Raw genomic sequence first — 24,867 nt, 5'->3', positions numbered from 1 at the left:
GTTAAGTGTCGTAACGTAATAGGTCAACATCTCCTCGATTGATGATATCTTGTATGGGTCTAAGTACTGGGCTCCCGGGCCGCCAATGGGACGAAGTCACCCGGGTCAATTCCCTGCGCGTACAGTTGGGCTAAGAGGCGGCGCATCTCATCAATTTGGTGCGCCAAGGCCGCCTGTTCCTGCGCTTGAGTCGTCTGGATCTCCTGTAATTGTTCCGCCAGCGTCACGCATAACTGCTGCCGCTGGGTGGCTGAGACCGGCCGGCGAGTGACCATCACGCCCCGCCCCTGGGAACGAGGCATCACCGAAGCCGGTTCAACAATCAAGGTTCCCGAATGTAAATTTTTCAGGTAGACCAATTGACGCTTTACCAGACATTCTGCCCGTTTGGCTAACCGCAATTGGTGATGATAATAGGCGATTAGCGACTCGTTATAAAAATAGTTATATTCGGCTGAACTCCCAAACCGGTCCCGGAAATACCGTTGGCCGGAAGTGTCGACTACCGTAGTCGGGCGTGGCTCCGCTTGGGCGCTGAAAGCCGCCAACCAAAACTGATCAATCTGAAAGTCTTCACTGGTGTACGCTGTCATCTCGTTGACCCCCAAACATCCTGATACAATTCGTTACGTGATAAGTATACCAATTAGTTTTGAAATGAAAAGGCTTAATTTTAAACTGAATTGGCGGCTAAAAATTGAAAGAAAATGAAAACTATTTCAGAAAACCACCCTTTATCCGCACCACCGACAGTGATTAGCGTTGTCATCATCCGTTTTCATAAATTCATTGGATTTTCGTAAACTTAGTTGGCCGTTCTGCCGAATTTCTCCTAATTTTAGTAAATTTTCATTTTACGAAAACTTTCACGCCTAGGTTTCAGCTTCCCAGCGCAGCAAAAAACCGCCAGGCGCATCACAGCATCTCCTGACGGTTATGTTTAATTGGTGGTCACGGGTTGGTCCTGGTCGCTTAAGCGGTAATCGCAAAACGCGGTGTAGTCTGCGGCGACTTGGTCCGCATAGGCGAAGGCAAAGTTGGCCAGTTGGGCGTCTAAGGTCTTTCCCCCGCCCCCGATGTAACCGCGAATCATAGCCGCGGTCGGGCTCTGAGCGTGGGCAATGGCCAGCGTCCACGCGCAGGTCCGCGCGTAGGTCTGGAACTGGTCCCAATCCAGTTGGGTCAGATCCACGGACTCTTTCATGTCGCGGAACTGACGCACGTAGAAGCTACGTTGCTTCCCACTGAAGTACCCCAGAAAGGAATCGGAGGCCGACTGCAGAATCTTCTGGGAATCCACGATTCGTTGCCCTTCCGTTTGTTCGAAAGCCGCAGTCAAGCGGGTACTGCGTTGGCTCCCCCGCCGCCGGGTCGGCAGGGCTTCTTTGACCTGCAGTACTAAATGCGACCCGTCGATAGCAGTCAGCAGAATCAAATAACAGCGCGACCCAAAGCTCCCCACACCGACACTGTGTCGAACCACGTCGGTGATGTGGTACTGCGACAACAAAAGGTTCACGTCCGGCCGCAGGGTGGCCCGGTAAGCCCCGAAGTAGGCACTCACGTTTTGGGTGAAGTCGTCGCTCACGTGGGTGGTGCGCGGTGCGTTTTCCCGGAAACACAAGCCCCCACGCTGATCCAGGGTGGTAAACTTACGGACCACCTGTTCCGAATCACGTTTGTTGGCGTGGTTAATGATGTTCATCAACAATTGGTAATTATCTTGATCCAAGGCGCTGGCCTGAACCAGCTTCTCCACGTCGTTCAACGGGTAGAAACGGTCCAGCGTGGTCTGGTCGAACATCTTCTTGATGCTCTTACGGTAACTATTGGCGACCTCGGGCAAGCACTCCTTGAGCTTCTTTTCCTTGAACCCGTTCGCCCGGCCGGCTAAGACCACGCTGACCAACAGCCGTTTAAGGTCCCACTCCCAAGGCGCAATGCCGGCTTCGTCAAAGTCGTTCAGGTCGAATAACAAGCGCCGTTCAGGGGACGCGTAGAACCCGAAGTTCCCGATGTGTGCATCCCCGCAGGTAAACGTGAGGATCCCCGTGTTCAGCTGGGTATCCAAGTCCGCCTCCATCAGTTCGGCCGTCCCCCGGAAAAAGGCAAAGGGTGAGGCCCCCATCCGGCGGGTCCGTTCGGGTAATAGTTCGGGAATCAACATCCGCCGGACCTGGTCCATCATGGGCCGACTATCGCGCCCGGTCGGCTGGAACCGCCCCAGGTCCTCGAAGGAGACCTTCGCGCGGGCGGCCTTCCCCATTGCCCGCAATTCCGAGACCGTCTTATCGACCTGGACCCGTCCCGTACTGAATTTTGCTGGCGTCATGACGCCACCTCCTCGTGTTCGTTACCCCCTATTCTACTCCATGTTCGTGTTGGACGGATACTCTTACAGCACAGAAAAAGCCACTCGGTTCGGCTAAGAACCGAGTGGCTTAATCCGTTGCATACTAGAGGGGTGTCTGATCATTCGCCTTACCGGACGACCAGACAAAGCTGGAACGCCGTGGGCACAACTTGAAGCCCAAGGTGCAGGTCTTCAAGCTTGGCCTTTTCCTAGGCGAGCTAAGAAACGCTCACCAAGGAAAATGTCACGGCTGAGCCTTGTCTGACCATCCTCACGGCTTACAGTAGCGTAAACATAACCATAGCCAGCCGTTCAAACCCTTTAAGTTTCCAATTATAATTTATTTAACCGAAATAAAATGACTTACCCTTAGACTCACGGGCCAGCACAATACTTAAGAGCCATGCCTAGATTCAGTCATCAACTCGCACGACACCCATGCCAATTAGCCACATGATTACTAATCAGGAAACATCGACGCTACTCTTCAGTCGTCGCTTCTTCTCGGGCCCGCCGTTCAGCTAATTCCTCGGTAACAATTGGTTCATGCTTTTCCCACTTACGATAGAAGACCATGCAAACGGCACTTAAGGCGTAAATGATCACGGGAACCCAGACGAACGTGAAACTAATGGCTGACAAACTACCAGCCGTCTGAACTGCTTTCGCCGCCGTAAAGCCAAACGCCGCTAAGATTCTAGCCGCGACGAAGGACCCGATCCCAGAACCCATTTGGATACAGAATGACGCCCCCATCGCCGTTAAGAAGCCGTTGGCCCGAATACCAGTCTTCCATTCACCGAAATCAACGGTATCCCCAACCATGGAGAAGAACATGGTCATGGCCGACCCGGACCCGATGCAGGCCAAGAACCAACCGATTAAAGCCGAGGTGACGTTGGTTCCCGCAAAACCAATCCAGATTTGACCTACCATGGTCATTCCCAGCATCAAGACCGTCGTCCCCCATTTATGTAGGTACTTTACGATGAAGGGAACGGAAGCCATCCCGATAATTTGAATAATAGAAAATCCGTTAAAAATCGAGATTAGGCTCTTATTGTCTAGATTGTATTGGAAGTAATACGGTAAAGCCGCGTTCCGCGCGGAATAAGCCGTCCACAAGAGCAAGTTGGCCAAGACGATCAAGACCCATGGCCAGTTTTTCTTAGTGGCCTTGACACTTTCTCGAATCGTAATAATCTTTTCTTCCGCAATGTTCTTTTCGCGCATATCGAAGAAGGCAATCATTAAGATGATAAAGGCAATCACCGCATACAACCCAACAGCCAACGACCAACCCCGGCGTTCATTTCCGTTACCCAGGAACGAAGCCAGCGGCATGACAAACGTCACTGCGAAGAAGTTCCCCACGTTCCCCAAGACCATCCGAATCGAGTTGGCTGAGGTCCGTTCATCCGAATTGGCCGATAGGTTGGGCAACACGGACGTAATTGGGGTCGATAACGCCGTATAGGCTAATTCCGCAATGATGTACATCGCACCGGCGTAAATGATTTTCGCGGTACTCCCTAGGGACGGCGTGGTAAACAGTAACCAAATCGAGATGGTAAACGGCAACGCCATCCACAGGAACCACGGCCGATTCTTCCCATACTTACTATGGGTATGGTCGACTAAGACCCCCATGACCGGCGCGCCCAGCGCATCGATGAACCGCCCTAACAGGAGTAAGCTCCCGGCGGTCCCAACGGCTAGGCCAAAGACGTTGGTGAAGAAGTACAACATATAGGAACCCACCAACGTAAAAAGTAAGTCCCCCGCCATATCGGTAAAACCGTACGTTAATTTTCTATGAAATGGCAGCTTATCACTGGCAAGCATAGCTTGAGCGGCCGCCACGTTCTGATCCGTATTATTCGAACTCATTCTTTAATCCTCCACTTCATTGACACGGGATCAAAAGATCATCGTTATTTATCCGAAATTTTTTGACGACTATCGTGCGCCAGACTGACGTAAATCAGGAGCATGAGGACCGACCCACCGATAATCGTAACCAGGTTATTCGGAATGGTGTGATCAGCGACCTTCCACGCCAGTCCCATAAAAATGATTTGGAGTATCCAAGACAGAATTGATTGACTCGCAAATAACTTTCCAAATAATTTCATTTTCTATTTCTCCTTTTTCGCGTCTGGCACAGCCTTCACGTCGCGAGGTTAATCTGCTAGCCCCGCAGCAACGAAGGCGGGCTTGAGTGTCTGGTAATCCGCAGCTTTTACGAAGACCGGAATCCGGTCCAATGGCGTCGCAACTTTCACTGTGGTTCCACCTGTCAGACGGTTCCCCGATGCCACTTCAATCCAGTCCGTTCCTTCTGGCAGATAAACGTCCCGTTGCGCGCTGTCTTGATAGAGAACCGGCGCAATTAAGAGGCTGGCGCCGAACATGAACTGGTCCTCAACGTTCCAGGCCTGACTATCTTTAGGGAAGTCGTAGAACAATGGCTTGATGACCGGCGTTCCCTTCTCGTGAGCCGCTTGCATGGCTGTCCGGATATAATCCTTCAAGTTTTCCCGCAGGTTCATATATTTCCGCATGGTCGCGTACGCGTCATCCCCGTACGCCCAAGGCTCCGTTGCCGCCCCGGATGGCATCTTCCCACCACCAACGGGACTCAGCGGTTCGGTATGGGGATCGCGGTCCCCGTGCATCCGCATGACGGGACAGAACGTGGCGAATTCGAACCACCGCGTTACCAACTGTCGGAACTGCGGATCATCATCCACCCCACCGTGGAAGCCGCCAATATCAGTCGTCCACCAAGGGATCCCGGCAATCGCCATGTTTAACCCAATGGCTAGCTGGTTACGTAAAGATTGGAAACTCGAATCAATGTCGCCAGACCAGACCAACGCTCCATACTTCTGACTACCGGCCCAAGCACAACGTACCAAGTTGATGATGTCTTGTTGTCCCTCTGCTCGCATCCCGTCATAGAACGTCTGGGAATAAGCGACCGGGTAGGCGTTACCAACCTGCAAGTTACTGCCTTCGTAGTAACGGTAATTATCAAAATCATAGACGGTGTACTCTGGCTCTGCTTCATCTAACCAGAAGAGGTCTACGCCTTTGTCAAAGTAGTTCTTCTTCAGAAGCTGCCACATGTACTTCCGCGCTTCCGGATTGGTAAAGTCAGCAAATCCATTATTACCCAAGAAGTCCATGGTAATTGGGACACCGCGTTCCGTCTGAACCAAGTAGCCTTCTTCGTGCATTTCTTGATAATGGCTACTGGTGGCATCGATGGTCGGCCAGACGGAGACCATCAACTTAATCCCCATCTCGTGCAATTCTTTGATCATCTTCTCAGGTTCCGGCCAATATTTCTTATCAAATGTATACTCCCCAGACTTCGGCCAGTGGAAGTAGTCGATCACGATCACGCTGATGGGTAACTGCCGCTTCTTAAATTCGCGGGCCGCCGCCAGCAGTTCGTCTTGGGTCCGGTACCGTAATTTGCATTGCCAGTAACCCATCGCGTAGTCGGGCATCATCGGGACCGTCCCCGAAACTGCTGCGTACTGTTCTTCAATTTCGCTAGGTTGATCCCCGCAGGTTACCCAATAATCCATTTCCTTCGTCGATAAGGCGTGCCATTCCGTCATGTTCTTGGCGAAGCTGACATTACCAATGGCTGGGTTGTTCCACAAGAACCCGTACCCCTTACTCGACAAGACAAACGGCACGCTGGCTTGCGAATTACGGTGCGCTAGTTCCAGGTTGGCGTTCTTCAGGTCTAGGAAGTCTTGTTGGTACTGGCCCATCCCGAAGAGCTTTTCGTCCGGATCGGCTTCGAATCGGACTTTCAATTCAAAGTCAGCTCCAGGATTGGCTTTGAACTCCCGCGAATCAATATTCAAGGCACTGTTGAAGTGGCTAACCTTTTCGGCGTCCACTTCCGTACTCATCACATCGACCCGGTTTCGCTGGTACCCTTTCAGTAACAGTTGACCGTCTTGGTTATAGAAGCTAAGATTCTTATAAGCGTCGATCTTAGCCGTTAATTTGCCATTAGTAATCTGGCCCCGGCCGTTATCACCGCTAATTTTTACCGTCGCCTGCTTCTGGGGAACGGGCATGCTTAACGCGTGATTCTTCCCCGTGTACTCCGGATACTTAGAACTCCGTACCCGAAAACTATTGGTGCCCCAAGGACGGATTTCCACTAATTCGTTACTATTCCGTAGGTATAAGCAGTTATTGTCTTCGTAAATCAAATTCACGACCTCCTCAATCATCAAGCCTCAGTATCGGCAGTCCACTTACGGTCTTCCGAGTAGCAACTTGTCTTCTTAGTCAGGACGTTCCCGCTGTCTGGGACGCCCTGACTAGGCAGCGAGTCTGTAATTTCTAACCTTTTATGTAACCGATTACAATTACAATTCTAAAGCTTGACGGCCCGCTAAGAAACTCATAGAATTAACAAAAAAGTATACAAAAGAAAAACGGAGGTGCCTAATTTGCCACAAAAAGTATACAAATTCGAAGTTGACCAGCCTTTCACATTATTTAAGTCGGGCGAATACTTCGCCTCTGCTGGCTGGCGTCACAAGGACATCACCAACCACGGTGATTACGAACTCTTCATCATGATCACCGGAAAAGTCTACATCAAAATTGGGGCGCAGCAGTTCGAATTGGGCCCGCACGACTGCTTACTGATTCCACCATTTATCCGGCACATCGGCTACCAGGGCTCCCCCGACCACACGAACTACTACTGGCTCCACTTCTTCCCCAATGGCTCCGTGACATCGAGTTTTACCAAAGAAAAACACGGCACCAACAGCGTCCTGATCCCACAGAAGATGCACATTCGCCACTTTGACCGAGTGACCATTCTTGCCCGACAAGTCCTGGATTCCGCCAACAACCAAACCACCCTCCCCGTAACGGCAAACTATTTCGTGACCAGCCTGACCATCGAACTCGCTAACCAGTTCTCCGCTGAGAAGACCAACCAATCCATCGTGGGGTCCACTAAGTTCGAATTCATTAAAAATTGGATCAAGATTCACAGTCACGAGTCCCTCACCGTGAACACGATTGCCGACCACTTTGACATCAGTCCCACTTACCTGACCCTACTGTTCCGCACTCACGAGAACCAGACCACCATCGCTTACATTAACCAAATCAAGATCGAGCAGGCCGAACAACTCCTCTTGACCACCGACCTCTCCATCAAGCAAATTGCCGACCAGTTAAGCTTTCAGAACGAAAAGTACTTCTTCCGAGTCTTTAAAAAGGTGACCCAGACTACCCCCTCCAAGTTCCGTAACTCCTACAGTCGTACCTACCTGAACAACATCAACGTTGACCCCGACAACCCACAATTGCTGGATCACCTCAAGGATGAAGACTAAAAGTGCACAAAAAAACGCCCGAGACCGCAGTCTCGAGCGTTTTTCGTTTAATTCATTAAAGGTTAATCGAAGATTACTTCTTCAATGGCGTCCATTGCCACTTCGTGAATTCTTCAATATCATGACCTTCGTCACGGGTAACCTTGAAGTGCTTAGCTAAGATGTCATCCATCTTCTTGTCGAAGGCCTTAGCAGCAGCTTCGTCAACCACACCCTTGTTTACTAAGACGCTAACAGCATCCTTAGCTTGGTGGAAGCGGTCAAGTTCGGAGTAGACCCGCATGTCGTAGGCCGTGGTGATGTCACCATCTTCACGGTAACCGTGGACGTGTAAGCCTAAGTGTTGACGTTCGTAGAAGATTGATTCTACTAAGTCTTCGTAGCCGTGGAAGCCAAAGACAACTGGCGTGCCGGATTCACCGAACAGAGAACTGAATTCGTCATCAGACAAAGCACGTTCTGCGTTCAGAGGGCCATTCTTCTTTTGAAGACGACCTAATTCGACAACGTTGACGTAACGCATCTTAACAGCTGGGAAGGCGTCGTTGATCAAGTCAACAGCAGCCAAAGTTTCGATGGTTGGTTCAACACCGGCAGAAGCGAAGACGATATCAGCATCTTCACCTTCAGCAACAGTGGAAGCCCAGTCGATAGCCTTGATTCCCTTAGTTGCCAATTCTTCAGCTTCATCAACGGAGAACCATTGTTGACGTGGTTGCTTAGAAGCCACGATGTGGTTAACCTTTTGACGGTCTTGGAAAGCACGGTTGAAGACAGCTAACAAGGTGTTCCCATCAGCTGGCAGGTATTGGCGAATGAAGTCAGACTTCTTTTCAGCCAAGTGAGTTAAGATACCTGGATCTTGGTGGGTGTACCCGTTGTGGTCTTGTTGGAACACAGTTGACGTGGAGATCAAGTTCAATGATGGGTAATCATTGCGCCAGTCTTCAGCGGCAGCTTGACGGATCCACTTGAAGTGTTGGGTAATCATGGAATCCACAACGCGTAAGAATGATTCGTAAGAAGTGAAGACCCCTTGACGACCAGTTAACGTGTAAGCTTCCAACCAACCTTCAGCTTGGTGTTCGGATAATTGAGCATCCAAGATCCGGCCTTCTGGTGCTTCGTATTGGTCATTTGGTTCCTTGACCTTACTCATCCATTGACGGTTCGTGATCTTGAACATGTCCCAGAGACGGTTGGACATGGTTTCGTCAGGTCCGAAGATCCGGAATGACGTTGGGTTCTTCGTCGCAACACCGGCGAAGAATTGTGATAACACGTTCATGTCCATGTTTTGCTTACCATCTGGTAAGTTCGTCCCACGGTTGTCAGCGTTGATGTCGTTAGCAAAGGACTTCCAGTCTGGTAAGTCTAACATTGCTGGCTTTTCGCCACGACGACGGCCACCGTTGGCAATTGGGTTCGCTGCCATCCGTTTGTCACCCTTAGGTGCAAAGTCGGCAACTTCTGCCTTCAACGTTCCATCCGTGTTGAATAATTCTTCTGGCTTGTATGACTTCATCCAAGCTTCGAATTCTGGAAGTTCGTCGAAGTTGTTTTGTGACAGACCAAGTGGAACTTGGTGCGCACGGAATGAGTTTTCAATTGGTTCGCCGGCTGGGTTTTGCTTAGGACCACCCCAACCCTTTGGTAAACGTGCAATAACGACTGGCCATGGTGCAATTTCGCCATCTTCGTACTTGCCGTTTTCGCGAGCATCTTTTTGGATTTGTTGAATATCAGCAACTGCTTGGTCAAAGACAGCAGCGGCCTTTTCATGGTAAGTCATGTAGTCATGGATATCATCGTTTTCGATGAACCGTGGTGACCAACCTAAACCTTCGAAGAACTTAGCGATCTTGTCGTCACTCATCCGTGAGAAGATCGTTGGGTTAGAAATCTTGAACCCGTTCAAGTCAAGGATTGGTAATACGGCACCGTCGTTCTTAGGGTTCAAGAACTTGATGGAGTTCCAAGCCGTCATGGCTGGACCAGTTTCTTCTTCCCCATCACCAACGACCGTGAAGGCCACTTGGTCTGGGTTGTCTAACACGGCACCAACCGCGTGAGACAGAGAGTAACCTAATTCTCCACCTTCATGCAGAGAACCTGGCGTTTGAGCGGTCATGTGAGAACCGATCCCGCCTGGGAAGGAGAAGCGCTTGTACAAGCGAGCCATACCTTCAAGGTCTTGGGTGATTTCTGGGAATGCATCCGTGTAAGTTCCGTCCAAGTAGGAGTTGGTTACCATAACTTGGCCACCGTGACCAGGGCCACCGATGTAGAACATGTTCAAACCGTACTTGTTGATCAGACGGTTTGCGTGAGCGTATAAGAAGGTTTGACCGGAGATAGTCCCCCAGTGCCCGATAGGCTTAACCTTAACGTCGTCTTTTTTAATTGGTGTGTTGGTAACTGAGAACAGTGGGTTGTCCTTCAGGAAAATCATCCCACCAGAAAGGTAGGTCGTTGCGCGCCACCAGGCGTCAACTTTTTCCAAGTAGGATTTGGAATCGAAATCTACTGCCATGAATTTTACACTCCTTCGTTGGGTAACTAACATCGTTACAATGCGTTCGTAAATCACATAAGATCAATTTACTTTCTCTAATAATACGGACTTTTTGAGAAAAGTCAACTACTTTGTAAATTGATACGGTCCAATTTTAAAAAAACTTATCCCAAAATTTTAAAATTGACCTGACACCATCCGCGGTCTGATAGGATACGGCTTTTTCTGAAACGGGTTCCAGAAAAAATTGCCCTAATCCTCATTTAAATTCACAAACGTGCCATATTTGAGGTACTTGTAATGCAGGTGCATGTTGGAAACTTCAAACGGCGTGCCGTCATCGAGGAAGAAAATCCCTTCCATGACCCCGACCGGTTCGTTAGGCGCCAGTGCCAGGAGATCCTGGTCTTCGGCGTTCGAGGGTTGGGCCCGGATCGACAAGAAGGACTTGTTGACGGCCCGCCCCTGGGCTTCCTGAATGTAATTAAAAATGGAACTCTGCACGACTTCGGCCGTCAACGTGGGGACGATTTTGATGGGGATATACCCCGTCTCGATAATCACCGGTTGGTCGTCAACTGAACGCAGCCGCTTGATCTGGTACACGAACTCGTCTTCCTTTAAGAAGAGGTCCTGCTGCAGTTCGGGGGTCGCTCGGATGACTTGGTAGTCTAACAATTTTATCTTAGGCCGCTCCCCATCGATCTGAAAGCTATCCGTGATCCCCAAGTTCTTCCCCTCATACCGAAAGGCCGACTGGTCTTTCAGGTATAGCGGGTTGATGAAGGTCCCGGACCCCCGCTTCTTGAAAATGATGCCTTGGTCCACGAGGACGCCCATGGCCCGCTTGATCGTGCTACGGCTCACCTGGTAGCTCTCGCTGAGGCTGCGTTCATCTGGTAATTTTTTGGTTTTAAACTCTCCATGCCGAATGCGCGTCTTTAAGTCACGCATCACATGTTGATAGACTAAATCTGCCATCGGCACACTCCTAAAGGCTTAGCAATACTAACAATTGTGACAGTATACCAGAAAAACACGCTAAGCGGGACTTTTTTATAATGTGGACCGCACCAATTTGCGAAAATTCCTCACTATAACCACTTTTTATCCACGCGACCGTTCAAACTGACTTCAATTTGCGCCACAACCTGCTGCTTATCTTTGAAGGTCATCACCCAGCTCCCTGAGGTTGCCTACCGACCAGACCGCCCTAAAACGGACCCGCACCCTCTAGTTGGTGCCGGGGCCATTCCGTTATAAATTTGTTTATTACTAAACACAATTTACGGTGTAAACTTATCACAAACTGCGGCGGGATTCAAGGAAAGGGGCTTGGAAATGGGCTGGTGGACCGCTTTAGGCTAAAATTCAGCGCAAAAAGGACTCGAAAGCCGCTATGACTTTCAAGTCCTCGTTACTCATTTCAATTCTCAAACAAACAGGGAAATTCCTAACACCATCACTAAGCCAACCACCGACATTAGCATGGTCAACGTCGTCCAGGATACCAAAGCTTCCTTAAGGCTCAGGCCAAGATACTGTTTAACCATCCAAAAGCCAGCCCCGTTGACGTGGTCACAGAACACAGACCCCGCACCTACGGCCAAGACCATCAACGCTGGATCAACGCCTGTCGTCGCAATCATCGGCGCTGCTAAACCAGCCCCCGTTAACGCGGCGACCGTCGTTGATCCTAAGCAGACCCGTAAGACCGCCGTAATCAACCACGCGGCAATGATGGGTGATAAGTCTAAATTCGTAAACAAGTGAGAGACGTAGGTTGCGACGCCCCCTTCAACCAGCACTTCTTTGAAGGCACCCCCACCACCAATGATCAGGAGCATCATTGCAATCTGCTTGACGGCTGTCTCGAGTGACTGTCCGATGCGCTTCATTTTCATTCCGCGTGACAAGCCAACGGTATAAATCGCCAAGAGCAAGGACACAATCATCGCAATATCCGGGATTCCGATAAACCGGAGAACCTTAGACAACAACCACGGCTTCGGCAAAACGTACTTAACGACCGTCGCAATCACAATCAAGATAACCGGCATAATGGCCGTGACCAAGCTAATCCCAAACTTAGGCATCTCATCTTCTTTAAAGGTCTTAAGCTCCCCCAAAACGGGAATCTTAACATCCTTGTGGTAAATCTGGAGAGCTAAGCGGTGTAACACATGATTGTAGCCCGGTCCCATAATGATAATCGTTGGTACAGCCGCAATCATCCCCAACAATAGGACTTGGCCTAGTGGTGCCCCCATAATCCCTGCAATGGCAGTTGGCGCCGGATGCGGCGGTAAGAAGGCGTGGGCCACGTTTAACGCCGCCGCCATCGGAATTGCTAAGTACAGTAACGCCATATTCATTTCTTGCGCAATCACATAGATGATTGGTAAAAGAACCACCAGCCCGACTTCAAAGAACAAAGCTAAGCCAATGATGAAGGACGCAATCACGACCGCCCATTCAATATAGCGTCGACCAAATTTATCCGTCAACGTCGTGGCAATTCGGTGTCCGGCACCGGAATCAGAGATTAGCTTCCCTAACATTGAACCTAATCCAAAGATAATGGCCAAGTGTCCAACCTGGTCACCAATTCCCTTTTCAACCACTTCAGCAATCTTGTTCCAGGGAATTCCTAAGGATAGTCCGACCGTGATTGATACCACCACTAACGAAATAAACGTATTCATTTTTAGCTTAATAATCATAAAAACCAATAATGCGACACCCAAAGCGATAATCAGAATTGGCACAGCCTACGCCTCCTAATGTTACTTTTTTCACTAATTCATCTAAATAAAAACCAACGCTTATCGCATTGGTTCTTACGACCATTTTCTAAATCAATGATCTCAAATCATCTCTAAATCGTTATCCTAAGCAATTCCCATGAGTTGCCATAATGGCACACAGATCAATAGACCCACAATGTTAATCGCCATGTATCCAATCGACGACTTCGCCAAAGCCGCTCGCGAAGCCATGCTATCCTGTACGGCCGCAGATCCCGTTAAGAACGGTGCGTTCATGTAAGACAAGAGCCAAACGTTAACACTGGTCGTGACGATAATAACAATCAATGCGGGATTAAAGCCCATTTCAGAAACTAACGGCAACAAGGCTAAGGTGACCAAGGTCCCAGTAGCAATCAAGGAAACCACGACGAACTTAACCAGGTAGATAATAATTGGTAACACAATCACCGCAATCCAGATGTTCCCAATGACTGGTCCGATGACCGGCTTCAAGATGCCCCGTAACCAAGTGGTCAACCCAACGGTCTGCATGACATTCCCTAACGCCATCACAGTCCCGATAAAGATAATCGTTGACCAACTTAGCCGGTTTTTGAAATCATCCGCCGTTAAGACGTTGGTTGCGACTAAGATACTTACCCAGATCAACGCCGTTACGGCCGATGGAATATTAATCTTGGATTCTAGAATCCACATAATAATAGCTAAAAGAATGGCCGTTGCCGTAATCTTTTCATCTCGGGACATAGGTCCTAAATCAGCTAACTGCGTATTGATGAATTCCTTAGACACAGGTGTATCGTCCTTAGGCTTGAACAGGAAATTCAAGACCATGTATCCAGCAACTAAGATGATCAGCGTCCATGGAAGCATCATCAAGAACCAGTTCCCCCAGGATAAGACACCCTGATACTTGGTGGGTAACAGCCCCTTAAAGGCATAGTTCTGTGCCGTGGCACTTAAGAAACTTCCTTCAGTCACGAAGAAGCCCCACATTGCCGCTAAGAACAGCCCAGAACTCGCCTTACTCTTAGGCTTATAACTAAGTGCGTTACTGATTCCTTGGGCGATTGGGGTACTCATCGCCGCCTTAGGGTGCGCACTAGGAATCATGGGCGCAATAATCGTCCCGGAAATAAATAGAGCTAAAGATTGGCCCTTAAAGTTAGCCGGGAAGAAGGACATAATCTTGTACGCAATTCTAGTGATCAGCCCCGTTTTAGTGGCTGCGGCCCCTAACGCCAGGCCACCGATAATGATCCACATCGTTGTGGTCGAGAAAATTGCAAACGACGTCTCAAACGGAACCGCGTTGCAAACGACCCAAGTCGCTAGCATTAATAGTCCAGTTGCAAAGTTCGGAATAACATTAAAAATCCAGAAAATGTTAGCTGTGACTAAAGTTGCCAAGACGACCATCGCAGCATGCGACAATCCCTGTGGCGTTGGAATAAAGAACGCAATTGCAATTCCCAAAACCAGACCAATCACACCAGCAATTAATTTGCCACGTTTCATAACAATAACCTCTCCTCTACACTATTCCGCCACAAACACGTCCGGATTAACTGGGAATTCTGGCATCTTACCATTTGAAAAATCAATGATGGCTTGCGCGGCACCCACACCTAACGCTTGGTTAGCTTCAGCAGTCGTCCCCGCAATATGTGAGGTCATAATCACGTTATCAACATCAAATAATGGATTGTCCGGTGCTGGCGGTTCTGGCTTAAAGGAATCTAAGGCTGCCCCTGCAATTTCATGGCTCTTCAAGGCCTTCGCTAAAGCAACTTCATCGATAATACCGCCCCGAGCAGAGTTGATCAGGATGGCATTGGACTTCATCATCTTTAATTCTTTTTCACCAATCATTCCTGCCGTTTCTGGCGTTAACGGCATATGAATCGAAATGAAATCGGCAACTGGATAAATATCCTCTAAGTGGTCATACATCTTAACCGGATCATCCTTAACGTATGGATCATAGCCGATTACGTTCATTTCAAAAGCCTGCGCAAACTTAACCAACTGACGGCCAATCTTTCCCAAGCCTAAAATTGCTAACGTCTTTCCCCGTAGTTCATTACCGTTGATTCCCATTTGGCTGGAGAAGTTTGGTAATGATCCATATGTAGACAATTCATTTTTCTTTCCGCGAACCAGCTTGTCATCCAAGATAATCTTACGGCTCAACATCAACATACTGGTCAACGCATATTCAGCGACGGAGAAGGCATTCGCCCCATTGACCTTTGCGACCAACACATGGTGCTTGGTTGCACTCTCAACATCGACGTTGTTAATTCCCGTTCCGTTTCTCGAAATGATTTTTAGATTCTTACCAGCACTAATGACATCGTCAGGAAGTTCGGAAGAGCGCATAATCACCGCATAGGCATCTTTAATTTCTGAAGCCATCGTTGCTTTGTCCGTTGCTGGTGAAGTCGTTACGGTAAACCCGTTATCTTCTAACAACTTGATCCCAGCATCGTCAATCTTTTCACTCATTAACACTTTTTTCATGAACCATTGCCTCCTTAAATTTCAATTGACCGCGAATCTATCGTTCCCGGAATTCAATTGCTATTATAAGTGACGTTATTCACTAGATTAAAGTAACCAAATGGTCCCCACGTGAACGAATAGTTGTCGTAAGCTATTTTATTCCCCAACTGACGCTAATCTATTTCACAAAGGTTTTCTTGTTGAAACCGTTTACAGACAGGCAAGCCAACGAACTAAATTCACAATGTATAATTTCACTCTCCAATTTACGTAGCAACTAAACGTTGCCCTGCTGAACCAAGCTTATCTGTCACTCAAGCCCAATTCTGACTATGCTCAGTATGTAATCAGTTACAAACTTTGAACAGGAGGCTTGTTTTGATGAAAATCACGAGTATCGATATTATGAAAGTTCCTAGTGAGGATCCTAGTTTTAGCGGTAACGGTTCCGGTAGCCAGGAAGCTTGGAGTCCCTTAGTCGTTAGAATCAATACTGATGAAGGCATTTCCGGGTTTGGTGAAGCCGGACTGGCTTACGGTAAAGGTTGGCGCGGTGGCTTCGGCATGCTGCAAGACTTTAGCCGAGTGATTATCGGTGAAGATCCTTTAAACATTGAAAAGATTTGGAACCAGCTGTTCACAACCACTTACTGGGGAATCGCCGGTGGGGTGGTCGTCAACGCCGCCATTAGTGCCATCGATATTGCGCTTTGGGACATCAAAGGTAAGTATTACAACACCCCCGTTTACCAATTATTAGGGGGTAAAACCAACGATCACTTACGGTCTTACGCTAGTCAGTTGCAATATAACTGGGGCGAAGATATCAAGAAGCTCAAGCTGTATACCCCTGCGGAATACGCCGAAGTGACCAAGAAGATCATGGACGAAGGCTATGACGCCATGAAGTTTGATCCTATCCTATTGAGTGGTGAACCAGACGGTAGTGACGAATGGCAGACTCGCGGAACGGTCTCTAAGCACGTCATGGACGTGGCCTACGACCGGGTTAAAGCTGTTCGTGACGCTGGTGGACCAGGATTGGGCATCATTATCGATATGCACGCCAATTCAGATACGACTTCCGCCATTAAGATTGGCCAAGCGCTAGAACCTCTCGACATTCTCTACTATGAAGAACCAGTCCACACGTTGAACTCAGACAACACCAAGGAAGTTGCCGACAAGGTCAACATTCCAATCGCTGCTGGTGAACGGGTCTTCACGCGCTTCGGCTTCCGGAAGTTCTTCGAGGACCGTTCTATCAAAGTGGCCCAACCTGACCTATGCCTGTGCGGTGGAATCACTGAAGCCAAGAAGATTTGTGATATGGCTTACACTTACGACATCAACGCCCAAGTTCACGTTTGTGGGAGTCCAATTGCCGTAGCAGCGGCTATTCAGGTCGAAGCGGTCATCCCTAACTTCTTAATCCACGAGGTTTATCAACGTGCCCGGAACGCCAAGGACCGTGCTACTTGCAAGTACGATGATTTCCAAGCGGTCAACGGTCACATCGACATCCCCGACCGGCCAGGTATTGGTCAAGAATTAACGGATGAAACCATTGCCAAAAGTAAAATTGTGACGATTGACTAAGGAGGAAAATTCACATGATTGATAAATTCTTATTAGGCGGTTATACCAGCGATAGTTATACTGAAAACAACCAATCCCAAGGGATCTACACGGCTACACTCGATACCGATAAAAAACAAATTACGGACATCTCCCTGCTCGCTAAAGTGGAAAACCCAGCTTTCTTTAACTTCTCCGACTCAGGCAAGAAGATTGCAACCGTCTTGACCCGTAACGAAGAAGAAGGTGGCGTGGCCATTGTCGACGCCGTTTCCGGTAAAGTAGTCTCCGAAAACTACCTGCCAAAGAAGCACGGTTCCTACGAAGCCTACGATGCTGCTAAGAACTTATACTTCTGGAACGAACTCCCTTACACGGTTCCTTCCTACATTTCGATCGACAGTGAACACAAAGTTCTATTTGCTGCCAACTACAACACGAACGCTATCCATACATATAAGATGGATGACAACTTCAACATTACTGACAGCCACACCTACCCTATCGAAGGAAACGGTCCGTTAGTGGAACAAGATCACGCCCACATTCACTTTGCCCGGCTCTTATCCGACGGTCGTTTAATCGTTTGTGGTCTGGGTTGCGACAAGCTTTTCGTTTACGACGTCAACAACGATACGGCCGAATTAACGCCCGTTTATGAATTGAACGTTCACCCTGGCTTTGGTCCTCGTCAGATTGCTATGTCACAGCACTCCAACTACATCTACGTCCTCGGTGAATTATCCAGCCGAGTCGCCGTGGTTGAATATGACCCTCAAACTGGAAAGTTAGCTTGGGTTGATGACTACTCTAACATCCCCGAAGGTTATGCCGGGCACAACGGTTCTGCCGCCATCCGCTTATCTCCTGACGAGAAGAACCTCTACATTTCTAACCGGGGCCACAACTCCCTGACGGTTTACAAGGTTCTTGATGACGGTCGTCGCTTGGAAAAGATCCAACAGATCAAGACCGAAGGGGTCTTCCCGCGGGACTTCGGCCTGAGCAAGAATGGTGACTTCTTACTGTGCGCTAACCAAAACAGTAACGAATTGATTCTGTTCAACCGCGATACTACCGATGGCTACCTCAGCGTTGCCCAACGGCACATCAAGCACGATGCCTGTGTCCGGGTCGTTGAAGCCACTGACTTCTTAAGCTAATCTCTATCCGTGCTAGATTTAAACTTTCATCTTAAAACTTCCATCACAGTTAAAAGTGGTTCTGAAAATCGGCTGATTTTCAGAACCACTTTTTTAACTTTTAATTCTCACCCCTACGCGCAAACTCATTCAAACTGATCAATGAGTTTGCGGACGGTTGGACTCTCAACTTCTTTGTTGTAGAGGAGCACCGAAGCGTAGTAAGTATTCAAATCATTCTCGATTTTCAGGAACTTAATCATGGGATTAAGCATGCTCTCTGCCGGGACTAACGGTTGCGGGAAGAACCCGACTCCCCGATCAAGCGCAATCAACATGTCGCGTTGCTCAATCGATGAACACCGCTGAATGTTCTTCTTAGGAAAGATCTTGTTAAACTTCTTATAGAACACATCTTGTAAATAGGTGGATTGATAACTGTTGTAGTAGAACACCGGCAGTTCAGAAAGCTGTTCCAGGTTGACGGACTCTAACTTGCTGACTGGATTCTGACGGCTGACGCCCACAACCATCTCTCCCGTAATCAACTTCCGAACACCGACCTTCGGACCATAGTCCAATACTTCGTCATACGCCGGCGTCACGGCCATGTGCAATTGCTTCTCCCGGACCATCTTAACCAACGCCCGACCGCTTTCTTCGCGCAATTCTAGTTCAATCTCTGGATTTTGTAATAAGGGCTCGCGAAACGTCTGCTGGATGATGGTGGATTGATTCTGAGAAGAGAACCCAATCACCACCTTCCGCGAATTGCTAGCGTTTTCAATTTGAATGCGATTATAAGCGTTCGTGTAACTATTGACCAAGTCCGTAGCCGTCACAATGAATTCCTGACCCATGTCAGTTAGGCTCGTATTATTCTTTTGCCGCGTAAATAACTTGACGCCTAGCTCATTTTCAATCTGATCCATTTGTTTCGATACCGCTCGGGGCGATAAAAAGAGCTTTTCGGCCGCTGCTCGGAAGCTACCATACTGTGCAATCGTTAAAAACGTCCTTAACTTATTAATATCCATACTAGATTGGCCCTCCATTTACTAATGTTCTCAGTCTACGTCACCCCTCACCCTGTCAATATTATGCCACACGTCCTTTCCGTTGTCTGCGCTTTCTCAAGATGACATCATCGGCTAGAATCACTTTGCCAGTTATACTTCCCGTTTAGTGTAAGCCTTCTCAGCGAATATAACTGGTCATCTATCCGGAACAATCAGTTCACGTGGCGACTTCTTAGTCACTGTTCAAACCTCCGATTCCCCCCTACAATAATCACTGTAAACGTTACGAATCACCGAACCGGTTCACGACGCTATGCTCAATAATTCGTTATTCTAGAACATTCATAACTGGGTAGTAAACACATCACGTTAACGACTTTTCTTCGGTCGGAAAAACCGTTGATAGTTTGCTAGACAGATTGAAGCGATGAATTTTCTAAAATCACAGTTATGAGCTTGATTTATAAAAGTAAGGCCTAACCTTATTTTTTAAGCTTATTTGTTCAACAATCCACAATCAGTTCTATTCAAAGGAGATTACTCATTATGACTGTACCTACGATTGCTAAAATGGACGTCTACCCCGTTGCTGGCTACGACAGCATGCTTTTAAACTTAAGTGGTGCTCACGGGCCATACTTCACGCGGAACATCGTCATCTTAACCACTAACGAAGATCAAATTGGTGTTGGTGAAGTTCCTGGTGGCCAAGGCATTACGGATATTCTTGAAAAGTCTAAAGACCTGATCATCGGCAAGACATTGGGACAGTACAAGCAAGTGCTCAATGAAATGCGCGACAAGTTCGGCTACTTAGATGCTGGCGGCCGGGGGAATCAAACCTTCGACTTACGGAAGACCATCCATGCCGTTACGGCTGTTGAAACGGCCTTCCTGGACTTATTAGGGAAGCATTTCCACGTTCCCGTTGCAGCTCTGTTAGGCGATGGCCAAGTCCGTGAATCAGTCGGTGTCTTGGGCTACCTGTTCTTCGTTGGTGACGCCAGCAAGACGAACCTCCCTTACCTGAAGAACGATGACGATTCTGACGATTGGGGCAAGCTCCGGCGGCAACCTGCTATGGACGCTGATTCCATCGTCAAGTTGGCCAAAGCGGCTTACAAGCGGTACGGCTTCAAGACCTTCAAGCTTAAAGGCGGTGTCTTAGCCGGTGAAGACGAAGTTAAGGTCATGAAGGCTCTTCATAAGGCCTTCCCCGAAGCCAAGTTAGACCTTGATCCCAACGGCGGCTGGTCTCTGAAGGACGCCTTAAAGTACGCTGACGAATTGAAAGATGTCTTACACTACATCGAAGACCCTTGTGGTGCCGAAGAAGGCTTCTCTGGTCGGGAAATCCTCTCCGAGTTCCAAAAGAAGACGCATATGCCAACTGCGACGAACATGGTGGACACGGACTGGCGTCAAATGTCTCACGCCATTGCGTTAAATGCCGTCTCCATTCCGTTAGCCGACCCTCACTTCTGGACTATGGAAGGTTCCGTACGGGTGGCGCAATTATGCTCAGAATTCGGCTTAAACTGGGGAATTCACTCCAACAACCACTTCGACATCTCCTTAGCCATGGCCGTTAACTGTGCCGCAGCCGCTCCTGGCGACGTCTACGACATTGATACCCACTGGATCTGGCAAGACGGTCAAAACCTGACCAAGAACCCTTACCAAATCAAGAACGGGGCCGTTGAAGTCCCTGCTTCGAACGAAGGCTTAGGCGTCGAGATTGATATGGACGCCATCAAGAAGGCCAATCAGTTATACCTTGAAAAAGGTTTAGGTGCTCGGGACGATTCCGTGGCCATGCAACAACTGATTCCTAACTGGAAGTTCGATCCAAAGCGGCCTGCTTTAGTTCGGTAATCTTCCATAACGCTTTATATCATCACAGATAAAAACTCCTTAAAACTTTGTACAAAAGTTCAAAAAAAGGCACTTATGATTAAGCTAGTAACGCTTATCATAGGTGCCTTCTTTATTTTCTAAAACTTCAACTCATCTGATACAACAAGCTACAACTCCAAAATCGCATTAAACACACTCTGGGGTAACTTCACCGCGTTCTGCGTGGCCCGGCGCTTATTGGCACTCTGGCGTCGTAATAACGCCGCTTTTTTGGATACACTGTGGGCTTCCCCGTTGACCGCCGCGTTCTTTCGCAAGGGTGGCACGTCGACGCGGGCTAAGACCTTACCCTCGACGCGCGCCTGGACCGGTGTCGGGTAAAGTTGCCGCGGAACCGTAACCTTTAACTGCCCCACTAATTTCTGGGTCATCATCGGCGCGTCTTCACGGTGGACCACAAACGCTAACGCATCGACCGGTGCATAGTTCATGTCCACTTCAATCTTCACCAAATCACTGATCTCATCGTCCAAGAACGTAGTACTCAAGCTGGCGAACCCGTGCGAGACCGACTTCAGTTCCGAGAAGAAGTGGTAAGCAACCTCCGATAACGGCATCTTGACGGTCGCCACCACCAAGTCACCCTGATTTCCTAGATCCGTCAGCGTTCCCTTGTGCTGTTCCGTTAACTTGAGCACGGCATTCAGGCTCTCACTAGGCATGGTGATGGCCGCCTGTACGAAGGGCTCCGCAACCGATTCAATCAGGCTAAACGCCGGAAACTGGACGGGATTGTTGACCACCATCCGCTGGCCATTCTTAAGCTGCACGTGATAGGTCACGTTCGGCGCCGTGGTCAACACGTCCACCCCATATTCGTCGTGCAAGCGTTCGCGAATAATCTGCAGGTGAAAGGCGCCTAAGAAGCCGCACCGGAACCCGACCCCTAACGCCTCCGACCGCTCTTCGGTGTAGGAAAACGACGGATCGTTCAACCCCAACTTTTGAATGGCCTCTTTCAAAGCCGGGTAGTCATTACTTTGGGGATACAGGCCCGCAAACACCATGGGCCTTGCCGGTTGGTAGCCTGCCAAGGGCGTTGGGGTCGGCTGGGCTTGAGCGGTCAACGTCTCCCCGACCCGCACCTGCTTGGGATCCTTGATGCCCGTGACCACGTACCCCACATCCCCCGTCGTCAGCCGTGATTGGGGATGCATGTTCGGCGTGAAGGTCCCGATTGCCTTAGCCTTAAAGGACTGGCCTGCTTGCATCAACCGCAAGTTTTCCTGGTCCTTAAGCTGGCCATCCATCAGGCGCACGTACGCAATCACACCCTGGTAAGGATCGTACAACGAGTCGAACACTAAGGCCTTCAACGGTGCCTGGGTCGCCCCACTAGGCGCCGGTAACCGATCTTTGATGGCTTCTAACACCGCGGGGACCCCCTGCCCGGTCTTGGCCGAGATCAATAACGTGGCCTCCGGAGTAAAGGCCGCGTCCAAGTCGTGTAGCTGTGCTAGGGCGGCGTCGATATCCGCTGCGGCCATATCGACCTTATTGAGCACCGGAATCAAGGGCAAGTGCCGTTCCTTAGCAATTCGGTAATTCGCAATCGTCTGGGCCTGCACACCCTGGGTGGCGTCGACTAAGAGCAGCGCCCCCTCCGTCGCCGCCAGACTCTTGGCGACCTCATAACTGAAGTCGACGTGTCCGGGCGTATCAATCAGGTTATACTCGTACTCCTGTCCGTCCTCAGCGTGGTAAAAGTTCCGGACGGTCCGCGCTTTAACGGTGACTCCGTGGGCCTGCTCGACGGCCATATCATCTAACAGCTGGGCGTGTTGCTCCCGTTCACTCACGGTCTGCGTGAGCGCCATGATCTGGTCCGCCAGGGTCGACTTCCCATGATCAATGTGGGCAATAATGGCAAAGTTTCGAATGTTCGCTTGCTTCATTTTTGAGAAAACTCCTTTAAATACTGGGTAAGGTAAAACTGGGTCTGTTGCTGGGCTTCCGGAACCAGATCAATTTCAAAATCTGGATAACTGACCGCTAGCGTCGCATGGTTAAAGCTGGCCAACGACGCCATGTTCATCAAGCCACTGATCATTGCACTTTGGACAATAAAGAGGTGGCTAAACTGTGACCGGGTCAACAACTGCTGGGTACAGGTCACCAGTCGCTCCCCTAGTTGCCGACTGACCGCGTACAGGGCGTTCCGCCGTGCAACGGTCTCCGCCATGTTGGCTTTTCCCTCCAGAATTGGTCCACGAATCGCGTTCAAGCGGACCAAGACGCTGTGATGTACGATCAACTCTTTGGTCTGGGCAGTCATCCAGTCGACATAGTCTGCTGCTGTGAGACGCGTCGTGGGGGTCAGCCCCGTCAAAAGCCGTTCAAAATAGTCGCGATAATCCTCTAAAAGAATGCTCATGAACAGGTCTTCCTTGGTCGCGAAGTACCGGAAGGTCGTCCCTTTGGAGCACCCGACCACTTCCGCAATTTGTTGCATGGTGATTTCGGGATAGCTCTGGTGAGCAAACAATTCGACCGCCGCCTGCATGATGGCTTGGCGCTTGGCATGCTTTTGATCTGGTGTATAGATATTCGCCATGAGGATTCCTTTCTGTCAAAACTGACCATTGGTTATTTTTAAATAGCATACCGCAAAAATAACCAGCGGTCAATTTTAGACCAAACAAAAACCGCGAGGCTGGCAAGCACTCGCGGCGACAGGAATTACCTTGGATCTTTGGAATGTAGGTAACACCATGCCAAGTAGTATAGCATAGCTTTGCCGAATTCCCAAGATTTATTTACGCTTTAGTCCCTAGGCCTACCTTCTGGGTAGCCTAGTGGTCAAGCTTAATCGTAGTTCAGGTGTTTATCCTGGTCCAAAGCGTTGATGGTCTTGATCTCATCGGCACTCAATTCGAAATCAAAGATGTCAAAGTTTTCTTGAACCCGGGCGACCTTGGAAGACTTCGGGAAGATCACAAAGCCCGTGTCGATTTGCCACCGTAAGACGACTTGCGCCGGTGTCTTACCGTGAGCTTGAGCAATCTGGTTGATCTTAGGATCTTCCAGAATCATGTGGCCGTGGCCGATTGGGGAGTAGCCTTCGTTGACGATATCGTGGTCGATATCGAACTGGCCCAGTTCTGCTTGGACCTTGTACGGGTGCCGCTCAATCTGGTTGACCATTGGCCGAACTTCGGCCATATCAAAGACCTGGTTCAATTGGTCTTCGGAGAAATTGGAGACCCCGATGGCCCGGACCTTCTTTTGCTTGTAGAGGGTTTCCAGGGCCCGCCAAGTATCCAGCGTCAGATCGAAGTTCTTTTCGTTTGGCCAGTGAATCAGGTACAGGTCCAAGTAGTCCGTCTGCAGGTCCTTGGCCGTCTGTTCAAAAGCCGCTAACGTCTTGTCGTAGCCTTGGTCAGCATTCCAGACCTTCGAGGTGATGAACAGGTCTTCGCGCTTAACGCCGGATGCTTGAAACGCCTCACCAATGGCGGCTTCGTTGCCGTAGATGTGGGCACAGTCGTAGTGCCGGTAGCCGGCAGCCATGGCCCCCTTGATAGCCTCGCTCACGTCACTGTTCCTAATCTGATAGGTGCCAAAACCTAACATTGGAATCGTTACACCGTTGCTTAACGTTTTCGTTTGCATGTGATAGCCTCCAAATTTTAAGCGTTGTGCGGTTACGGCACTAACATAACCCATAACCGTTA

18 protein-coding genes are annotated in these 24,867 nt (G+C 49.2%); 4 read left to right on the top strand and 14 right to left on the bottom strand.

All coding sequences use genetic code 11. The annotated features are described in order from the left end of the window. Nucleotides 1-59: 59 nt before the first annotated feature. The 5 genes from FD30_RS03800 to FD30_RS03780 form a co-directional block, all read right to left on the bottom strand. Nucleotides 60-593: a hypothetical protein gene (locus FD30_RS03800; RefSeq protein WP_056943941.1), complete on the bottom strand. Its 534-nt coding sequence runs from the start codon at nt 591-593 to the stop codon at nt 60-62. Between the two features lie 347 nt (nt 594-940). After that, nucleotides 941-2,332: a DUF2252 domain-containing protein gene (locus FD30_RS03795; RefSeq protein ID WP_056943940.1), complete on the bottom strand. Its 1,392-nt coding sequence runs from the start codon at nt 2,330-2,332 to the stop codon at nt 941-943. A 501-nt stretch (nt 2,333-2,833) separates the two neighbouring features. Continuing rightward, a complete protein-coding gene (locus tag FD30_RS03790; protein ID WP_056943939.1) occupies nt 2,834-4,243 on the bottom strand; it encodes an MFS transporter in 1,410 nt (469 codons plus the stop codon). A gap of 44 nt (nt 4,244-4,287) precedes the next feature. Further along, nucleotides 4,288-4,488, bottom strand: a complete 201-nt coding sequence (locus FD30_RS03785; protein WP_056943938.1) for a hypothetical protein — start codon at nt 4,486-4,488, stop codon at nt 4,288-4,290. A 48-nt stretch (nt 4,489-4,536) separates the two neighbouring features. Continuing rightward, nucleotides 4,537-6,597 (bottom strand): glycoside hydrolase family 31 protein, encoded by a 2,061-nt coding sequence (locus FD30_RS03780; protein WP_056943937.1) that lies wholly within the window; start codon nt 6,595-6,597, stop codon nt 4,537-4,539. Nucleotides 6,598-6,831: 234 nt separating this feature from the next. Here FD30_RS03780 and FD30_RS03775 point away from each other — a divergent pair, with 234 nt between their 5' ends. Next, complete coding sequence (locus FD30_RS03775) at nt 6,832-7,746, top strand: AraC family transcriptional regulator (protein ID WP_225426469.1); 915 nt, start codon at nt 6,832-6,834, stop codon at nt 7,744-7,746. Between the two features lie 73 nt (nt 7,747-7,819). Here the strand turns inward: FD30_RS03775 and FD30_RS03770 are convergent, their stop codons facing one another. The 5 genes from FD30_RS03770 to FD30_RS03750 form a co-directional block, all read right to left on the bottom strand. Beyond that, complete coding sequence (locus tag FD30_RS03770) at nt 7,820-10,279, bottom strand: phosphoketolase family protein (RefSeq protein ID WP_056943935.1); 2,460 nt, start codon at nt 10,277-10,279, stop codon at nt 7,820-7,822. 234 nt (nt 10,280-10,513) lie between these two features. Beyond that, nucleotides 10,514-11,242: a GntR family transcriptional regulator gene (locus tag FD30_RS03765; protein WP_056943934.1), complete on the bottom strand. Its 729-nt coding sequence runs from the start codon at nt 11,240-11,242 to the stop codon at nt 10,514-10,516. Nucleotides 11,243-11,694: 452 nt separating this feature from the next. Then, nucleotides 11,695-13,029, bottom strand: coding sequence for a gluconate:H+ symporter (locus tag FD30_RS03760; RefSeq protein ID WP_056943933.1), 1,335 nt, complete (start codon nt 13,027-13,029; stop codon nt 11,695-11,697). Nucleotides 13,030-13,152: 123 nt separating this feature from the next. Next, nucleotides 13,153-14,550, bottom strand: a complete 1,398-nt coding sequence (locus FD30_RS03755) for an SLC13 family permease (protein ID WP_056943932.1) — start codon at nt 14,548-14,550, stop codon at nt 13,153-13,155. Between the two features lie 21 nt (nt 14,551-14,571). After that, nucleotides 14,572-15,555: a hydroxyacid dehydrogenase gene (locus FD30_RS03750; protein ID WP_056943931.1), complete on the bottom strand. Its 984-nt coding sequence runs from the start codon at nt 15,553-15,555 to the stop codon at nt 14,572-14,574. A gap of 363 nt (nt 15,556-15,918) precedes the next feature. Here FD30_RS03750 and FD30_RS03745 point away from each other — a divergent pair, with 363 nt between their 5' ends. Beyond that, nucleotides 15,919-17,136 carry a mandelate racemase/muconate lactonizing enzyme family protein gene (locus FD30_RS03745; protein ID WP_056943930.1) on the top strand — a complete coding sequence of 406 codons (1,218 nt, stop codon included), beginning with the start codon at nt 15,919-15,921 and terminating at the stop codon, nt 17,134-17,136. Between the two features lie 14 nt (nt 17,137-17,150). Continuing rightward, nucleotides 17,151-18,278 (top strand): lactonase family protein, encoded by a 1,128-nt coding sequence (locus FD30_RS03740; protein WP_056943929.1) that lies wholly within the window; start codon nt 17,151-17,153, stop codon nt 18,276-18,278. Nucleotides 18,279-18,403: 125 nt separating this feature from the next. On the opposite strand, the gene FD30_RS03735 is transcribed toward FD30_RS03740, so the two are convergent. Beyond that, nucleotides 18,404-19,294, bottom strand: a complete 891-nt coding sequence (locus FD30_RS03735; RefSeq protein WP_056943928.1) for a LysR family transcriptional regulator — start codon at nt 19,292-19,294, stop codon at nt 18,404-18,406. Nucleotides 19,295-19,822: 528 nt separating this feature from the next. Between FD30_RS03735 and FD30_RS03730 the strand changes: the two genes are divergently transcribed. Continuing rightward, complete coding sequence (locus FD30_RS03730) at nt 19,823-21,151, top strand: enolase C-terminal domain-like protein (protein WP_056943927.1); 1,329 nt, start codon at nt 19,823-19,825, stop codon at nt 21,149-21,151. A gap of 149 nt (nt 21,152-21,300) precedes the next feature. Here FD30_RS03730 and lepA read toward each other — a convergent pair whose 3' ends face one another. The 3 genes from lepA to FD30_RS03715 form a co-directional block, all read right to left on the bottom strand. Then, nucleotides 21,301-23,088, bottom strand: a complete 1,788-nt coding sequence (gene lepA / locus FD30_RS03725; protein WP_056943926.1) for a translation elongation factor 4 — start codon at nt 23,086-23,088, stop codon at nt 21,301-21,303. Then, nucleotides 23,085-23,747: a TetR/AcrR family transcriptional regulator gene (locus FD30_RS03720; RefSeq protein ID WP_056943925.1), complete on the bottom strand. Its 663-nt coding sequence runs from the start codon at nt 23,745-23,747 to the stop codon at nt 23,085-23,087. Before FD30_RS03720 ends, lepA begins: the two co-directional genes overlap by 4 nt. Nucleotides 23,748-23,998: 251 nt before the next feature. Then, a complete protein-coding gene (locus tag FD30_RS03715) occupies nt 23,999-24,805 on the bottom strand; it encodes an aldo/keto reductase (RefSeq protein WP_056943924.1) in 807 nt (268 codons plus the stop codon). Nucleotides 24,806-24,867 lie beyond the last annotated feature (62 nt).

Origin of the sequence: Levilactobacillus namurensis DSM 19117 (assembly GCF_001434785.1) — a bacterium.
Lineage (GTDB): Bacteria > Bacillota > Bacilli > Lactobacillales > Lactobacillaceae > Levilactobacillus > Levilactobacillus namurensis.
The sequence above is the reverse complement of the archived record's forward strand: the minus strand, read 5'-3'. Positions and strand labels throughout refer to the sequence as shown.

Bases quoted from the DNA above. Each gene is read 5' to 3' on its own strand.
- FD30_RS03790 (WP_056943939.1), bottom strand. From the start codon at position 4,243: ATGAGTTCGAATAATACGGATCAGAACGTGGCGGCCGCTCAAGCTATG.
- FD30_RS03795 (WP_056943940.1), bottom strand. From the start codon at position 2,332: ATGACGCCAGCAAAATTCAGTACGGGACGGGTCCAGGTCGATAAGACG.
- FD30_RS03735 (WP_056943928.1), bottom strand. From the start codon at position 19,294: ATGGATATTAATAAGTTAAGGACGTTTTTAACGATTGCACAGTATGGT.
- FD30_RS03720 (WP_056943925.1), bottom strand. From the start codon at position 23,747: ATGGCGAATATCTATACACCAGATCAAAAGCATGCCAAGCGCCAAGCC.
- FD30_RS03755 (WP_056943932.1), bottom strand. From the start codon at position 14,550: ATGAAACGTGGCAAATTAATTGCTGGTGTGATTGGTCTGGTTTTGGGA.
- FD30_RS03785 (WP_056943938.1), bottom strand. From the start codon at position 4,488: ATGAAATTATTTGGAAAGTTATTTGCGAGTCAATCAATTCTGTCTTGG.
- FD30_RS03740 (WP_056943929.1), top strand. From the start codon at position 17,151: ATGATTGATAAATTCTTATTAGGCGGTTATACCAGCGATAGTTATACT.
- FD30_RS03715 (WP_056943924.1), bottom strand. From the start codon at position 24,805: ATGCAAACGAAAACGTTAAGCAACGGTGTAACGATTCCAATGTTAGGT.
- FD30_RS03750 (WP_056943931.1), bottom strand. From the start codon at position 15,555: ATGAAAAAAGTGTTAATGAGTGAAAAGATTGACGATGCTGGGATCAAG.
- FD30_RS03730 (WP_056943927.1), top strand. From the start codon at position 19,823: ATGACTGTACCTACGATTGCTAAAATGGACGTCTACCCCGTTGCTGGC.
- lepA (WP_056943926.1), bottom strand. From the start codon at position 23,088: ATGAAGCAAGCGAACATTCGAAACTTTGCCATTATTGCCCACATTGAT.
- FD30_RS03770 (WP_056943935.1), bottom strand. From the start codon at position 10,279: ATGGCAGTAGATTTCGATTCCAAATCCTACTTGGAAAAAGTTGACGCC.
- FD30_RS03745 (WP_056943930.1), top strand. From the start codon at position 15,919: ATGAAAATCACGAGTATCGATATTATGAAAGTTCCTAGTGAGGATCCT.
- FD30_RS03800 (WP_056943941.1), bottom strand. From the start codon at position 593: ATGACAGCGTACACCAGTGAAGACTTTCAGATTGATCAGTTTTGGTTG.
- FD30_RS03765 (WP_056943934.1), bottom strand. From the start codon at position 11,242: ATGGCAGATTTAGTCTATCAACATGTGATGCGTGACTTAAAGACGCGC.